This is a genomic window from Petrimonas sulfuriphila (genome assembly GCA_038561985.1).
GTDB classification, from domain to species: Bacteria; Bacteroidota; Bacteroidia; order Bacteroidales; family Dysgonomonadaceae; genus Petrimonas; species Petrimonas sulfuriphila.
This window is the reverse complement of sequence record CP073276.1, coordinates 2555483-2570548: the sequence shown is the minus strand read 5'-3', so window position 1 is coordinate 2570548 and position 15066 is coordinate 2555483. Positions and strand designations below refer to the sequence as shown.

Genomic DNA, 15066 nt, shown 5'->3' with positions numbered 1-15066 from the left:
ACTTGTTTTGACGAAATAATCATCTTCCTGAACCGCAACAAACTACCTGTTTTATGAACACTTTGCTCGTGCTTCTGGGACCTACAGGCGTGGGCAAAACTGAAGTAAGCCTTCAGATAGCTGAACGGTTGAATAGCCCCGTAATATCCTCAGATTCCAGGCAAATATACAAACAAATGGTCATCGGTACGGCGGCGCCTACCAACGATCAACTAGGACGTATTCCCCACTACTTTGTAGGAACTCTTGAACCTGAAGATTATTACAGTGCCAGCCAGTTTGAGGAAGATGCTGTTCCGCTTATCGAAAACCTTCTGCAAACCCATTCGTTTGTGGTGATGTCTGGTGGCTCAATGATGTACATCGATGCTGTTTGTCAAGGGATTGACGAAATCCCGACCATCGACGAAAAATTACGAAAAGAAATTCATGACCTTTACCTGAAAGAAGGGTTGGATGCTATTCGTTCCCGTCTGAAAATCTTGGATCCGGTTTTTTACAACCAGGTCGACTTGAAAAATCCCAAGCGGGTAATTCATGCGCTCGAAGTATGCCTTATGGCAGGAAGGCCATATTCATCACTGCGAACGAATCCGAGAAAAGAAAGGAATTTTAACATTGTAAAAATCGGATTTATGCGCCCGCGGGAAGAATTATATGAACGTATCAACCGTCGCGTTGACCAAATGATTGAGGACGGCTTAGTGAAAGAAGCCTGGGAACTTTATCCGAAACGACACCTGAATTCTTTAAATACCGTGGGTTACAAAGAACTTTTCGATTATTTCGACGGGAATTGCACCCTTGATTTTGCCATCGGGAAAATAAAACAACATTCTCGAAACTATGCCCGCAAACAAATGACGTGGTTCAAAAGGGACAAGGAGATTAACTGGATCGACCTTTCCAATAATAAATTGGATGCAGTAGAAAAAAGCATTCACCTGATTTCCCAATGCAATCGGATGGGGAAAAAAACCGACGGTTAACTTCCCTGTTTCTTTTTGGTCTGCGGTACAATTTTCTCGGCTTTCAGCCTCATAACCCCCATGGAAGTATCTACCTTACCCTCCATTTCATTGCCTTTGACCTTCGAAACTACAGTAACATACTCCGATTCAACATAAACACCCAATTTTAATGTGTCGGATTTGAGAAAAACATCGGATAACTTCACCTTAAGACCTGAATCGAAAACGAGATTGCCCGATAATGACTTATCCTTTTCTTCAAGGAAAATCACCCCTTTTTCGTATCCGAAAGGTGCTTCCGGCACACTGTACTTCCACTCTCCCAGTACGATTTTATTACTTTGTGCATTTACAATAAAAAAGACTCCTGTTGTCAAAAACAACCCCAAAACGATAAATAATCTTCTCATAACTATTGATTTTTGAAAGAAAGATTTTTGAATTTATATGACCAAAGATATAAATTTTTCGCACAAGAAAACTCTTAAAATAAAAATATATAAAGCATACATAAAGAACTGAATGAACTCAAACCCATATTGCACTGTTTAATCCATGAAAGGAGAATAAAGAAATGAAACTGTCTGCATACACCCCCATTGATCCCGATTTTTTTGATCTGTTTCAACAAGAAATCAAAAAAGGTTCGGTCAAGGTGATCTATTTTGACGCGAATCAGTTTCCGCATCTGAAAGAATCGAACGGAAAAGTAACAGCAATCGTTAGTAAACAAGAATCGGGACAATTTATGGTTTTCGAAAACGGTGATGAGGTGAGGACCGACCGGATCATTGTTTACAACGGTAAACCCGGTCCGGCCTATGATGAGTACGACGCTTACGCACTCGCTCCGCTTACCTGTAAAGCAGGATATGACGATGACGATTGTTAGTTCTACGCTTGGCAGGCCGATTCCTCTCAACGGTATTGACAAAAAAATAGTTAAGTTGAATAACAAAAAAGGTTATTTAGCTATCTTTGTTTTCTCAAAATAGGATTAGAAGTCATTTATGGCACTTAGGCAACAACAGGAACTCAAACAAACTCAAAAGTTATCGCCTCTACAGATGCAGGTGATAAAACTGGTTGAATTGAATTCTGTAGAGCTGGAAGACAAAATAAAGCAGGAGCTGGAAGATAATCCTGCGTTGGAAGAAGGAAATGAAGAGCTTAATCCGGAAAGTTCCGATGAGTTTCCGGAAAGTGAAGATAACTTGTCGGAAGAGGATATTGTGTTGGGTGATTATTTTTCCGAAGAAGATATCCCGGATTACCAGTTAAACAAATCCCACAGAAAAAGCGAACCCGATTTTATCGAAGCAACTTACTCGGATGATAAAAGCCTCAATGAAATTCTGCTGGAACAGATTGGTTTACGCCAACTGAATGCCCGGGATCAGAAAATTGCCGAGTACATTATCGGTAACCTTGATGAGAACGGGTATCTGCAACGAAGCCTGCAAGCCATATCCGATGACCTGTTGTTTCAACAAAACCTGGATGTTCCGGAAACGAATTTACAATCCATCCTGGAAATAATCCAGGATCTCGACCCCGCAGGTGTTGGAGCAAGTGATTTGCAGGAATGCCTCAGGCTTCAGTTGCAACGGAACGAGCCTACAAAGGGAAATAGGTTGGCGCTGGAAATTATTTCCAATTATTTCGAAGAGTTTTCGCGTAAACACTACGAGAAAATCATGCGTCAACTAAATATTTCACAAGACGACTTACGCGATGCCATCCATGAGATAGTTTCACTCAACCCCAAGCCCGGCAGTGCTTTGGGTGATTCAATAGAAGTGGCCATGAGCAACATTACCCCTGACTTTATCGTGGAGTCTTACAACGGTGAAATCAGCATGTACCTGAACAACAAAAATATCCCGGAGTTAAAAATAAACCGCGATTTTTCCGAAATGCTGCAAGGATACGCTCAAAACAAAGAGAGTATGAGCAACGATGCCAAGCAAGCCGTTTTGTTTATGAAACAAAAGGTAGATTCGGCAAAATGGTTTATCGATGCAGTCCGACAACGGCAAAACACGCTGCAGAGAACCATGGAGGCCATTGTAAATTTTCAATACGATTTTTTCGTCACAGAAGACGAGACAATGCTCAAACCCATGATCCTTAAAGACATTGCCCAAAAAACAGGGTTCGACATATCCACCATATCCCGGGTAAGCAACAGTAAATACGTACAAACCAATAACGGCGTTTATCCACTGAAGTTTTTCTTTTCCGAAGCGATGCAAAACGAAGCAGGAGAAGATGTATCGTCTCGCGAAGTAAAATCTCTCCTGAAGGAGTGCATTGAAAACGAGAATCCCTCCAAACCGCTTACCGACGAGCAGCTGACCGCACTGTTGAACAATAAAGGGTACATCATTGCCCGTCGAACAGTCGCAAAATATCGCGAACAGTTGAATATTCCTGTGGCACGTTTAAGAAAAAAAATTTAACTTTGCCGTTTCAAAAGCATAACCCAGCAATGAATCAATTTGCCCGAATTATATCGTCAGTTTTCCAGCCGTTATTAATGCCTGTATACAGTATTTTACTGCTTTTTGTTTACACGCATTTCAAATTATTGTTTGCCAATCAGTTTTGGACAATAATGGCACCTGTGATTCTTTTTTCATTTGCGGTTCCCGGTATCCTTATCTACGCGGTATACAAATTGAAATTAATTTCCGACCTGTCACTCAAGATCCGAAAGGAACGTTTTATCCCCTATTCCATTGTGTTGGTTTCTTACCTCGTTATGATATTTTACTATTACCGGATTGGAATGCCTGGATGGTTTCTTATGCTTGTTGCTTCTTCCATTGCGGTTATCCTCATCGCTATATTCATTACCATTTGGTGGAAAATTAGCGCTCATATGTTCGGTATCGGCGGTTTGCTGGGGGGGGTAATGTCGGTAAGTTATTTCATTGAAAAATCCAATCCCTTTTACCTGTTCATGGCACTTTTCACCGTAGCTGGATTGGTTGGCGTATCGAGATTAATATTACGAAGACATACTTTCGGACAGGTTGTCGGAGGGTTTTTCCTCGGATTTATCATTTCTTTTCTCTTTGTATGGATCGGAACGCATATTTAGTGCTGTATCCCTTTACTTAAAAAGATTTTGCAGTAAAGAAAATATATAGTATTTTTACCCTACAATTAAAACCACTCACATTAAAAAAATAACTTCTATGAATTTTCCTGAAAATTTAAAGTATTCAAGCGACCATGAATGGGTGAAAGTTGACGGAAACGAGGCTTACATCGGCATTTCCGATTTCGCACAAAGCGAACTGGGAGAAATTGTTTTTGTTGATATCACAACAGAAGGAGAAAAGGTTGACAAAGGAGCCGTTTTTGGCAGTATTGAGGCAGTAAAAACCGTTTCTGATCTTTTGATGCCCATAACCGGCGAGGTACTTGAAGTCAATCCCAAGCTGGATGACCAACCTGAACTGGTAAACCAAGATCCCTACGGAGAAGGATGGATCGTAAAAGTAACTATCGAAGAGGAAGCCGATCTCAATGAGCTTCTCTCAAGTGATGCGTACAAAGCCCTCATAGGACAGTAAACAGATGGATCCAATAATAAGTATAATAATGGGCAGTACTTCCGACTTACCCGTCATGGAAAAGGCTGCCTGTTTTTTTGACGAAATGGAAGTTCCGTTCGAAATAAACGCACTTTCTGCACATCGCACACCCGAAGCTGTTGAGCAATTTGCCAGGAATGCCGAAAAACGGGGAATAAAGGTTATAATAGCAGCAGCTGGGATGGCGGCCCATTTGCCGGGTGTAATTGCGTCAATGACCACACTTCCCGTTATCGGCGTCCCTATAAAAGCTTCACTGGACGGTATGGACGCACTGCTTGCCATCGTGCAAATGCCTCCGGGAATCCCGGTTGCCACTGTTGGCATTAACGGATCACTTAACGCCGCTATTCTTGCGTTGCAGATGATCGCAACTGGAGATGAATCACTCCGGCAAAAATTGGCAACCTACAAAGAGGACCTGAAGAGTAAAATCACTCAAGCTAACGAAGAACTGGCAGGCATCAAATTTAAATTCAAAACAAATTAAATAAACTGTCAGCAGAAAACTATTCCAACAACCTCACGATTTGTTGGTATTTTTTATTCTTTCGCCTGAATTCTTAAAACAAAGAAGTGGAAATTGATTTTGTAATAACCTGGGTAGATATGAATGACCCGAGATGGCAAAAAGATTTTGCCATCTATTCGGGGAAAATAGACAACACGGTAAATGAGTTGTCAGAAGCTAGATTCAGAGACTATGGGCTACTAAAATACTGGTTCAGGGGAATAGAAAAATTTACCCCTTGGGTACGAAAAATTCATTTTGTCACCTGCGGACAAAAACCAGAATGGCTAAATGAGAATCATTCAAAGCTGCATATAGTTAATCACGAAGATTTTATTCCTGAACAATATCTACCTGTATTCAATTCAAATTTGATAGAAATTTATTTGCATAAAATCCCCGATTTAGCGGAACAATTTGTCTATTTTAACGATGATTTTTTTGTAACAGACCATACCCCTGCAACTCGTTTCTTCGAAAATGGACTTCCTAAAGACATTGCCACTTTTCGCACTAACTTTGGACGTTCTCAGTTTGGTAAGATGCTGAAGAATAACATCAGACTGATCAATAAGTTTTTTGATAAAAAAGAGGTTTTAAAAAGGGATTACGATAAATGGTTTCATGAATCGTACGGCAAAAGGAGAAGGTTAGCATATCTGCTAAAACCATACAATAAGTTTGTGACACTGCGAACCCCGCACAATGCGCAGCCTTTTCTAAAATCTACGTTTCATGAAGTTTGGGATAATTGTGGAAAGGAATTGACCGAAATGTCGAAAAACAGGTTCAGAAGTTCTTCCGACCTTACACCTGAATTATTCAAGACCTGGCAAATTTGCACTTCAAAATTCCTACCCTACAACACCTATCAAGACACAAAGATGTTCCCTCTTATTTTGAAATCTAAAAAAGCAATCCGTGCTGTCCGCGAACAAAAATACAAACTTGTCTGCTTAAATGACAACATACATATTCGGAACTACGATAAAAAGCTCAAAGAATTAAAAGCATCTTTTGAAAGTATTCTCCCAGAAAAGTCGAGCTTTGAATTGTAATATTGTCTCTATCCTACAGTTCATAACCCGATTTTTCAGGAAAGAGAGCTTCTAAAAAGGGCTTCACCCTCTCACGATCTTTATCTGTTGCCCGATGAGTATCGTTCAGACAGAAAAGCACTGGATTATACGACATGATATAATCCATAAAATCAGGTTTTTGCAGCCGGATACGACAAGATTCTTTTCGGCTCACGTAACGGAGCACTCCCCTTTTTTTTACCAAGGCATAGTATGAGTAAATGATCCGTTGGATGTCGTGTTCACTTCTCAGGTGATTGATCAGGGTCGATAAAATTTCATCCTTGAAATCTTTTTCTACCACGTTTCTGTAATCTGTTTTCAGATACGAATCTATATTATGGTGCGGAGTGCCGGAATAATATTTCCCAAATTTCTCTTTGATTAATCGGGCTGCTCTGTCAATGGTTTTTCGATAGATATTGGTAGGAATATTGAATATCCCCCTTATTCGACTCATCCAATTTCCTAAAAATGCACGCTGCAAGCGCACAATCGGCATTCCTTCAGAATTGAAAAAGAATTCAGGACCTATTTTAGCATTGAAAAACATATCGTCGTTAGCGTAAAGAAAATGTTCCGATAAGCCGGGAATTTTATATAAATAATGTTCAATGATTACCGAGTTGTAACATGGCAAGGCTTCGGGCGGAATAAGCGCACGGATATCTATAACTTCCACCTTTTCGTTTTTCAGATTCAGCCATTTAGGCTTTTGCTCATCGGTAACGATAAAAACTTTCCGGATCCAGGGAACATATTTCTCTGCAGAACGTAGTGAATATCTTAATTCATCATTGTCGGCGACACGCGCCTTTGAAGTGGCCTCGATATTCAAGCTGGTTTTATTCTCTAAATATTCTCTTTTCTTGGCCAACCATTCCGGGTCGCCACCATCGACCCACAGATAAACCAGATCAATTTCATATGGACTCATATAGCTTTTCATACTCTTCGAAATGGTTGTTAGTCGAAAATGATTCCGCATATTGTTTTTCTTTCCGTATCCATTCTCTGTCGTTATAAAATTCCTCCAAGTTATTATCTATTAGAGATTTCATGGAGTATGCATCAAAATGATCCCAGAAATAAGCAAACTTTCCACCTATTTCTTTCAGGCTTGTTTCCGCTGAAGAGAACACCGGTTTTCCAAACTGCATGGCTTCAATTACTGGCAACCCAAAGCCTTCAAACAACGAAGGAAAAAGAAAAGCCTCGCAGTTCTTATACATCCATATTTTTTCCTTATGCAGAATTCCACCAAGCAAGGTAACATTCGTTATCCCCTCATTTTTGATGCGTTCTTTCATCATTAGGGCATATGCATTTTTTTTCTTTTTTTTGGCTTCCGTACCCGCGATATAAAGATGTTTTCCAGGATATAACTTCATTAAATCAAGCAAGACGTGGAAGTTTTTCTTTTTCCGCAAAGCGCCAATAGAGAAGAAAAAAGGCATTTTAATATCGATACTGGGTTTAGAGGCCATACTTTCATTAAAAGGCTCTACGTAATTGTAAATCACGCTGCATTTCTTTCCGTTAAGGTTCAGATTTCTCTCTACTTCTTCTTTGGTAAAGTGAGAAATACAAACCAGTTGATTTGCCCGGTCTATTTTCCCCTGGATTTGACGGTGTTTTCTGTATCGGCTAAATCCTTTTCTTTCGTACAGATAGTTCAGATCATGGAATGTCAGTATCTGTTTTGTACCAGAATAGAAAGGTCTGAACTTGCTTAACTGATGTGTCGAATGCCAAACATCAAACTTTGGAAATAAAAATGGGAATCGTCTTTTGAGTCGTTTGGATGATGAGAGGTAGTTGACCTCGTTGCCAAACTTGCCCATCATATCGTCAGGAACCAGCAATGTAAGAGAATAACGAGCAGTTCCTTTTTTATAATTATTCTCAAAATATTTGCCGTAAGTCAACGCTATCTGTCCAAACCCACTGTATATATTATTCAGGGCTGATAAATCAACCAATACCTTTCTCATTAGCTTTTTTTAAAATTTATATCCGCCCCCCACAACCGATTAAAAGGATGTATATGCAACGCAACAACCCTATCCTGTCAGGCAGAAAGGCAAGATGCATCTATTTAATACCATCCACTTGAAAATATTGATCCAAAGATAATAAAAAAAGTAGCGATAATACCGGCCATTGTCCGATAACTATAAAATGTGCAACACTATTTTTTTATTAAAATAAAAAAAGAAAAAATTGATATTGTCCACAATTAATCTTGCAAGAATTTTACTATTTTTGTCAGATACTACAAAACATGTATGCTATGAAAGAAAATGACGGAAAACAAAAAATTTCGCGAAGAACAGCTTTGAAATACATGGGATTGGGTGCTGCGGTTATTCCGGCAAGCCTATATTTGGGCGGCTGCACAAAAAAAACCGACAAGAGCCAACCCGTTCCGGATTTGACCAATATTCCTACCGACAAAATGACATATACAGCCTTGTCTAAAACGGGTGACAAGATTTCGCTTCTCGGTTTTGGTACGATGCGTTATCCTACCGTGGAACGAGAAACACCCGAAGGGATAAGAAAATTCATCGATGAAGAAAAAGCAGGACAATTGGTGGATTACGCCATAGCACATGGCATAAACTATTTTGACACCGCATGGATGTATCATCAGGGAGAATCGGAAATTGTTACCGGTAAACTCCTGAAAAAATACCCCCGCAACAGCTTTTACCTGGCAACAAAATTGCCGGGCAGTGTGAAATCGAGAGAGGATGCCATTGCCACGTATCACAAACAATTGGAGAAACTTCAGGTAGATTATTTTGATTACTATCACCTGCACAGCTTAAGCAGCGATGTCATGTACGAACGTATTTACAAAGAATGGGGGATGCTGGACTTTCTGCTGAATGAAAAGAAAGAAGGACGCATCCGGAATCTGGGATGGTCTTTTCACGGTGATCAGCCTCTTTTTGACAAGGTGCTTGCAGAGCCTGTGGACTGGGATTTCGTGATGATCCAGATGAATTACTTCGACTGGAAATACGGCCGTGTTCCTGCGGAATACATGTACAACAGGCTGGTGGAACGAAATATTCCTGTTATGATCATGGAGCCGTTACTGGGAAGCCGTTTGGCAAAAGTAAGCCGTGCCGTATCGGAAATGATGCAGGAAGAACGTCCTGGCGATACGCCTGCACAGTGGGCTTTCCGGTTTGTGGGTTCACATCCACAGGTAATGGTAGTGTTAAGCGGTATGACGTTAATGGAACATTTACAGGAAAACATAAAAACCTATTCTCCCCTTGTTCCGGTCACCGATAAGCAGAAAGACATGTTGGCAAAAGCAGCGGAAATTATCCGCACCTACAAAATCATACCGTGTACGGATTGCAAATATTGCGTTCCTTGTCCGTATGGGGTTGATATTCCCGGAATCTTGCTTTATTACAACAAGGCGACCTGGGACAGTAACCTTCCTGATCTCGAAGGGCAACGTGATGCTGAATTCGAACGTGCTTCCAGGGCATTCCTGGTAGATTACAACCGCACTATTCCCGAACTGGAACAGGCAAACCATTGTATCAATTGCGGTGAATGTGAACCTACTTGTCCACAGAACATAAAAATCCCCACCGATTTATTGAAAATCGATAATCTTGTTCAACAACTAAAAACTACCTGATACCATGTTAAAGAAAATGAGAATTGCTTTGGCAATAGCCTGTTTTATTGTTATTTCCCTGCTGTTTCTCGATATCTCGGGCGTATTGCACAAGAATTTTGCTTTTTTAGCCGAATTTCAATTTATCCCGGCCCTGTTAGCACTCAATGTAGTTGTACTGGTCGTGCTTGCTGTGCTCACTCTGGTTTTCGGACGTATTTACTGCTCAGTTATTTGTCCTACAGGAGTATATCAGGATATTGTTTCTTACTTCGCCAGAAGAATAAAGTCGAAAAAAACACGCCGCTACAGTTTTTCCGCTGCAAAAACGGTGCTGAGAATAGTAGTTCTCGCCGTTTTTATTGTAGGGGTTGTTGCCGGAATCGGTATTGTTTCGGCTATTCTGGATCCTTACGGAGCATACGGCCGGATGGTTACCGAATTAGTTAGTCCGGTTTACGGAGCTGTTAACAATCTTTTTGCAAAGGTGTTGGGAGTTCAGCATTATACATTTGCCCCTACCGAAATCTGGATAAAGAGCATTTTCTCGTTGGTGCTGGCCTCACTCACGCTATTGATCATCGGATTTCTGGCATGGAGAAGCGGACGAACTTACTGCAATACCTTCTGTCCGGTAGGTACTATTCTCGGTTACCTCAGTAAGTGCTCCATCCTGAAACTCCGCATCGATAAAACCTCCTGCACCATGTGCGGCAGGTGCTCCAGAGATTGCAAAGCATCGTGCATCGACTTTAAAAATCACACCATCGATTACACGCGTTGTGTTACTTGCTTCAACTGTATTGAATCGTGCAAAGACGGCAGCATGACCTATTCAATAAAAAAGGCGGCTAAAAAACAGCCGTTGGAGATTGTCGGTGTCTCTTCGGAGAACAATTCCCGCAGACAGTTTTTCATAACTTCACTTCTGATGGTCGCTAGCGCAACCGGGCTAAAGGCTCAAGAAAAAAAGAGAAGCATGATTAAATTTCCTGCCGTTCGTAAAGACCGGTATAAACGCTCCATACCTGTTTCTCCTCCCGGGTCGTTAAGTCACGACAACCTCAACGATAAATGTACGGCTTGTCTGCTGTGCGTCAATCAATGTCCCGATAAGATTATCCGTCCATCGGTTAATGAATATGGATGGACGGCGGTTATGCAGCCTACTCTCTCTTTTGAACGCGGTTATTGCCGTACCGACTGCACTGTTTGTTCAGATGTTTGCCCTACCGACGCCATCACAAAACTTTCAAAAGGAGATAAGACCAAAGTGGCAATGGGACACGCCGTTTATGTACGCGAGAACTGCATCGTGGTGAAGGATGATGTAAACTGCGACGGGTGCTGGCGTATCTGCCCTACCGATGCCATTACCCGTGAGTACCGCGATAGCGGCGCAAGCTATCTTTCGCCGGCCGGTCAGCCGGACGCAAATACGGTTGATTTGCGGCTTGTACCCGTAGTGAACAAAGACAAGTGCATCGGATGCGGTGCCTGCGAATATATTTGCCCGGCAAGGCCGCTATCTGCTATATTTGTGGAAGGGTATAAAAAACATTTGGCGTTGAATTGACAAGGCCACAGCTTTTTAAATCAATGAAAAAAAGACAATTATTCTTATCTCTAACTGTAATTGGCATTATGTCCGCATTTTTTTCCTGTTCCACCCTCCCTAAGGGAGCTGTTGCCGTCAGACCTTTTGACAAAGAGAAATATCTTGGTAAATGGTACGAGATTGCCAGGCTGGATTTTAAATACGAGAAAGACCTGGACAACACCACTGCTGAATATTCTTTGAATGCCGACGGAACCATTAAAGTTGACAATAAAGGGTACCACACAAAAAAAGAAGAATGGAAACAAGCGGTGGGAAAAGCAAAATTTGTAGCAACCGAGGATGTGGCAATGCTGAAGGTGTCGTTCTTTGGCCCATTTTACTCGGGTTACAACGTCATTGCCATTGATCCGGACTATACCTACGCATTGGTCGCCGGAGCTAGTTTAAAGTATCTGTGGATCCTGTCCCGGGAAACAAGCATCCCGGATGATATAAAAAGCAAATACTTAAAGATAGCTCAGGATATCGGGTATAATGTAGCGGACCTTTTGTGGATTGAACACAATAAACGTCCGTGAATTATTTCTGCTTGTTGCCATCGTACCCCCATTTCAGGTAGACACTTCCCCAAGAGAAGCCTGCTCCGAACGCGGTGAGGATAATGTTGTCGCCCTTGCGGAGGTTGCGCTCCCATTCCCATAAGCAAAGCGGAATGGTTCCGGCACTGGTATTGCCATAACGTTCGATATTTATCATTACTTTTTCGGGGGCAACTCCGGCGCGAGCCACGGCGGCATCGATAATGCGGATATTGGCCTGGTGAGGCACAAACCAATCCAGATCTTCGTGAGTGAGGTTATTACGCTCCATAATGTCGAGCGAGACCTGTGCCATGTTGGATACGGCATACTTAAATACGACTTTTCCTTCCTGATATACGGTATGTTCATTGTTATCCACTGTTTCGTGAGTGGCGGGATACTTACTTCCACCGGCTTTCATTTGTAGCGGGGCGTAACCTGCACCATCGGAACGAAGAATTGTATCGACAATACCCAAGTTTTCTTCCGTTGGTTCAATCATAACGGCTCCGGCAGCATCCCCAAAAAGGGGACAAGTAGCCCTGTCGGTATAGTTTGTTACAGCCGACATTTTATCACCGGCAATCAGGATAACTTTTTTGTATTTCCCGGTCTTGATAAATCCGTTACATACTTCAAGGCCATATACAAACCCCGAGCAAGCCACTTCCATATCGAAACAAAAAGCGTTTTTTATCCCGTTGTTTTCAGCAACGATAGATGCCGCGGATGGGAAGGGATGGTCAGGCGTTGTTGTAGCAAAAATCACACCATCAACCTCTTCGGGTTTGGTGTGGGTTTTCTCAAGCAGTTCCTTTACTGCTTTTGTCCCTAAAACAGATATTCCCTGTTCTTCTCCTTTTAAAATTCTTCTCTCTTTAATTCCCACACGAGTCATGATCCACTCGTCGGAAGTATCTACCATTCTCGATAGCTCCTCATTGGTAAGTATATAATCGGGGACAGCTGCTGCAACTCCTGTAATAACCGCGTTTAAGTTCTTCATTATCCTGATTTTATTGTAAAAAAACCCCGAAAAACAAGGTTATTCAGGGTTTTGCTTATTACGAATGAATGAGTTTATACCGCAACTTCTTTTTCAATTGCCAATTTTCCTCTGTAGTACCCGCACTCACCACAAACAGTGTGATAGATATGCCATGCTCCGCAATTAGGGCAGATGGCCATAGTTGGCATTTTGGCATGGTCGTGCGATCTTCTTTTTCCTTGTCTTGCAGACGACTGTCTTCGTTTTGGATGTGCCATTTTGTATATTTATTTATTAACGTTTATATTTTAAGTTATTCCAAATTCAATCCTTTTAGGCCTTCCCATCTTGGATCGATGTTTTCTGTTATTTCTTCTTCATCGGCAAACTCAGTTTCTTCGTCCGGAATATCACCACCGTCATCTTCGTCATCTCTGCTTACTGCCCGGTGCTTACGAAGTTTGGTGGACATGGTCTTGTTGCATTTACCCGGTTCGTGAACATGCTTTATCGGAATATTCAACGCCACAAACTCATACAGAAACCACGCTATATTGATCTCCCCTTCATCTTCAGGAATAATAACCACCTCATCACTCTCTTCCGAATATTCTTTCCCGAGTTTCACCACTAAGCGGTTTTGAGAATCAATCTCCTGGTCCAGGTCATCCAGACAACGGTTACAAGGCACTTGAACAATACCTTTTAAATCGAAATTAAACTCATACGTGGATGAAGTTTTTTTGACAGTCAACACCACATTGACATTGCCTTTTTTTACCTCATCACCGTCAATCGCCTCAAAAAACTTTCTATCTAACTCATACTCATAAGTATGTTTTCCCTGAGAAAGATTCTTTAAAGGAATATTGTATAAGCTGAACTTTGCCACTTTTTTTACCTAAAAATAAAGCGGTGCAAAGATAGTGATTTTTTCTTCACACTGCTCTTTTTTTACATTATTTATTTTCCCGTATAAACCGTGCTGTTTTTTATCTATATTTTTCCGCCGTACTTAACACAATCTCCTGCATCATATCGAAATTCTGTTCAAGGCTCTGTAAAAACTTAAACTGAGCTTTTGAACGCACCAGGTTGTGGTTTCCGTAAGCAATTTTGTAATAAGTATCGCCATCGATATAGTCGGTCAGAAAACGTACAGTTTGCATATAGGTCAATAACTTGGCGCCGAAAGCAAGGTTTTCTATTTCCACCTCAGTAAGGAAAGAAGCAGCATTCTCCAGATAACCTTTAGTATATCCTTCAAAGATGGCCAGATCAAGCGAAACATTGTCTAAATCCTGATCATCTTCAGCACCTTTATTTGCCCCTGTACGGATAAAATCTCCAAAATCGGACAATACATAGCCCGGCATAACCGTATCTAAATCCACCACACACAACACCTGGTCGTTCTTATCGAAAAGGATATTGTTCACTTTGGTATCACAATGGTTGGTACGCTTGATCAATTTCCCTTCCCGGTGCATTCTTTCTGCTTTGCACATTTCATCGGCACGGGCCTCCAGTTCACTAACAAGATCCTGTACCTCTACCAAACGGCCCACTTTATTTGCTCTAACCGAATCCCTGAACGTTTCCAGTCTCGATTCAATGTTGTGAAAATTCGGAATGGTTTCAAACAATGGATCACCCGGCAGGTCAGCCAGCATTTTCTGAAATTCGCCAAAAGCGAGTCCGGCCCTGTAAGCCAATTCAGGATTTATCTCATCGTAACTTTTGCTATCCCGGATAAAATCCATCATCCGCCAGTAAGAACCCTCTGCATCTTGGTAAAAAAGTTTTCCGCCGGGTGTGGGAACGAGAGTCAACACCTTACGGTCGATATCGTTCACCCCGGCATCCATCAGTTTCTGGCGGATATGCATCGTTACGCGCAGAATATTGCTTTGCAGTTTCGGTACGTTCTTAAAAATAGAATGATTAATACGCTGTAGCACATACTCTTTCTCGCCAGCTTTCACCTTGTATGAATCGTTAATGTGACCTGCTCCTAACGGTTTTACGTCGATCTCTTCACTGTCGCCGACAAACTGGGCTACGATCTCTTTCAATTTACTAATTTCCTGCATATGTATTTAACTATGTTTGTGTTATCTG

Annotated in this window: 17 protein-coding genes; 10 read left to right on the top strand and 7 right to left on the bottom strand. The window is 41.5% G+C overall.

Features of this window, described 5'->3' with window-relative positions; genetic code table 11:
* Nucleotides 1–53: 53 nt before the first annotated feature.
* Nucleotides 54–989 (top strand): tRNA (adenosine(37)-N6)-dimethylallyltransferase MiaA, encoded by a 936-nt coding sequence (miaA, locus tag KCV26_10755; protein WZX35784.1) that lies wholly within the window; start codon nt 54–56, stop codon nt 987–989.
* Here miaA and KCV26_10750 read toward each other — a convergent pair.
* Nucleotides 986–1381: a hypothetical protein gene (locus tag KCV26_10750; protein WZX35783.1), complete on the bottom strand. Its 396-nt coding sequence runs from the start codon at nt 1379–1381 to the stop codon at nt 986–988. The genes miaA and KCV26_10750 overlap by 4 nt on opposite strands.
* 164 nt (nt 1382–1545) lie before the next feature.
* Between KCV26_10750 and KCV26_10745 the strand changes: the two genes are divergently transcribed.
* The 6 genes from KCV26_10745 to KCV26_10720 all read left to right on the top strand — a co-directional run bounded on the left by KCV26_10745 (nt 1546) and on the right by KCV26_10720 (nt 6145).
* Nucleotides 1546–1863: a hypothetical protein gene (locus KCV26_10745; protein WZX35782.1), complete on the top strand. Its 318-nt coding sequence runs from the start codon at nt 1546–1548 to the stop codon at nt 1861–1863.
* Between the two features lie 118 nt (nt 1864–1981).
* Nucleotides 1982–3433, top strand: coding sequence for an RNA polymerase factor sigma-54 (gene rpoN, locus KCV26_10740; GenBank protein WZX35781.1), 1452 nt, complete (start codon nt 1982–1984; stop codon nt 3431–3433).
* 29 nt (nt 3434–3462) lie between these two features.
* Nucleotides 3463–4077, top strand: coding sequence for a hypothetical protein (locus tag KCV26_10735; GenBank protein WZX35780.1), 615 nt, complete (start codon nt 3463–3465; stop codon nt 4075–4077).
* Between the two features lie 97 nt (nt 4078–4174).
* Complete coding sequence (gene gcvH, locus KCV26_10730; protein WZX35779.1) at nt 4175–4555, top strand: glycine cleavage system protein GcvH; 381 nt, start codon at nt 4175–4177, stop codon at nt 4553–4555.
* Between the two features lie 4 nt (nt 4556–4559).
* Nucleotides 4560–5066: a 5-(carboxyamino)imidazole ribonucleotide mutase gene (gene purE, locus KCV26_10725; GenBank protein WZX35778.1), complete on the top strand. Its 507-nt coding sequence runs from the start codon at nt 4560–4562 to the stop codon at nt 5064–5066.
* 86 nt (nt 5067–5152) lie between these two features.
* Nucleotides 5153–6145, top strand: coding sequence for a stealth family protein (locus KCV26_10720; protein ID WZX35777.1), 993 nt, complete (start codon nt 5153–5155; stop codon nt 6143–6145).
* A 13-nt stretch (nt 6146–6158) separates the two neighbouring features.
* Here KCV26_10720 and KCV26_10715 read toward each other — a convergent pair whose 3' ends face one another.
* Nucleotides 6159–7103 carry a Stealth CR1 domain-containing protein gene (locus tag KCV26_10715; protein ID WZX35776.1) on the bottom strand — a complete coding sequence of 315 codons (945 nt, stop codon included), beginning with the start codon at nt 7101–7103 and terminating at the stop codon, nt 6159–6161.
* Nucleotides 7090–8148, bottom strand: coding sequence for a glycosyltransferase family 4 protein (locus KCV26_10710; GenBank protein WZX38379.1), 1059 nt, complete (start codon nt 8146–8148; stop codon nt 7090–7092). The genes KCV26_10715 and KCV26_10710 overlap by 14 nt, the downstream gene beginning before the upstream one ends.
* 302 nt (nt 8149–8450) lie before the next feature.
* Here KCV26_10710 and KCV26_10705 point away from each other — a divergent pair, with 302 nt between their 5' ends.
* The 3 genes from KCV26_10705 to KCV26_10695 are packed head-to-tail and all read left to right on the top strand — an operon-like array spanning nt 8451 to nt 11954.
* Entirely contained in the window at nt 8451–9836 is a 1386-nt protein-coding gene (locus KCV26_10705; GenBank protein ID WZX35775.1) for an aldo/keto reductase, read from the top strand.
* Between the two features lie 4 nt (nt 9837–9840).
* Nucleotides 9841–11391 (top strand): 4Fe-4S binding protein, encoded by a 1551-nt coding sequence (locus KCV26_10700; GenBank protein WZX35774.1) that lies wholly within the window; start codon nt 9841–9843, stop codon nt 11389–11391.
* A 23-nt stretch (nt 11392–11414) separates the two neighbouring features.
* The gene (locus KCV26_10695; GenBank protein WZX35773.1) at nt 11415–11954 is read left to right on the top strand and encodes a lipocalin family protein; all 540 of its coding nucleotides are present in this window, start codon (nt 11415–11417) and stop codon (nt 11952–11954) included.
* A gap of 1 nt (nt 11955) precedes the next feature.
* On the opposite strand, the gene KCV26_10690 is transcribed toward KCV26_10695, so the two are convergent.
* From KCV26_10690 to KCV26_10675, 4 genes are all read right to left on the bottom strand, one after another.
* Nucleotides 11956–12963, bottom strand: coding sequence for a ketoacyl-ACP synthase III (locus KCV26_10690; protein ID WZX35772.1), 1008 nt, complete (start codon nt 12961–12963; stop codon nt 11956–11958).
* A 74-nt stretch (nt 12964–13037) separates the two neighbouring features.
* A complete protein-coding gene (gene rpmF, locus KCV26_10685) occupies nt 13038–13223 on the bottom strand; it encodes a 50S ribosomal protein L32 (GenBank protein ID WZX35771.1) in 186 nt (61 codons plus the stop codon).
* Between the two features lie 35 nt (nt 13224–13258).
* Nucleotides 13259–13837 carry a DUF177 domain-containing protein gene (locus KCV26_10680; protein WZX35770.1) on the bottom strand — a complete coding sequence of 193 codons (579 nt, stop codon included), beginning with the start codon at nt 13835–13837 and terminating at the stop codon, nt 13259–13261.
* A 100-nt stretch (nt 13838–13937) separates the two neighbouring features.
* Entirely contained in the window at nt 13938–15038 is a 1101-nt protein-coding gene (locus tag KCV26_10675) for an aminoglycoside phosphotransferase family protein (GenBank protein WZX35769.1), read from the bottom strand.
* Nucleotides 15039–15066: the final 28 nt, after the last annotated feature.

Bases quoted from the DNA above. Each gene is read 5' to 3' on its own strand.
- miaA (WZX35784.1), top strand. From the start codon at position 54: ATGAACACTTTGCTCGTGCTTCTGGGACCTACAGGCGTGGGCAAAACT.
- gcvH (WZX35779.1), top strand. From the start codon at position 4,175: ATGAATTTTCCTGAAAATTTAAAGTATTCAAGCGACCATGAATGGGTG.
- KCV26_10700 (WZX35774.1), top strand. From the start codon at position 9,841: ATGTTAAAGAAAATGAGAATTGCTTTGGCAATAGCCTGTTTTATTGTT.
- KCV26_10745 (WZX35782.1), top strand. From the start codon at position 1,546: ATGAAACTGTCTGCATACACCCCCATTGATCCCGATTTTTTTGATCTG.
- KCV26_10750 (WZX35783.1), bottom strand. From the start codon at position 1,381: ATGAGAAGATTATTTATCGTTTTGGGGTTGTTTTTGACAACAGGAGTC.
- KCV26_10705 (WZX35775.1), top strand. From the start codon at position 8,451: ATGTATGCTATGAAAGAAAATGACGGAAAACAAAAAATTTCGCGAAGA.
- rpmF (WZX35771.1), bottom strand. From the start codon at position 13,223: ATGGCACATCCAAAACGAAGACAGTCGTCTGCAAGACAAGGAAAAAGA.
- KCV26_10690 (WZX35772.1), bottom strand. From the start codon at position 12,963: ATGAAGAACTTAAACGCGGTTATTACAGGAGTTGCAGCAGCTGTCCCC.
- KCV26_10715 (WZX35776.1), bottom strand. From the start codon at position 7,103: ATGAGTCCATATGAAATTGATCTGGTTTATCTGTGGGTCGATGGTGGC.
- purE (WZX35778.1), top strand. From the start codon at position 4,560: ATGGATCCAATAATAAGTATAATAATGGGCAGTACTTCCGACTTACCC.
- KCV26_10735 (WZX35780.1), top strand. From the start codon at position 3,463: ATGAATCAATTTGCCCGAATTATATCGTCAGTTTTCCAGCCGTTATTA.
- KCV26_10675 (WZX35769.1), bottom strand. From the start codon at position 15,038: ATGCAGGAAATTAGTAAATTGAAAGAGATCGTAGCCCAGTTTGTCGGC.
- rpoN (WZX35781.1), top strand. From the start codon at position 1,982: ATGGCACTTAGGCAACAACAGGAACTCAAACAAACTCAAAAGTTATCG.
- KCV26_10695 (WZX35773.1), top strand. From the start codon at position 11,415: ATGAAAAAAAGACAATTATTCTTATCTCTAACTGTAATTGGCATTATG.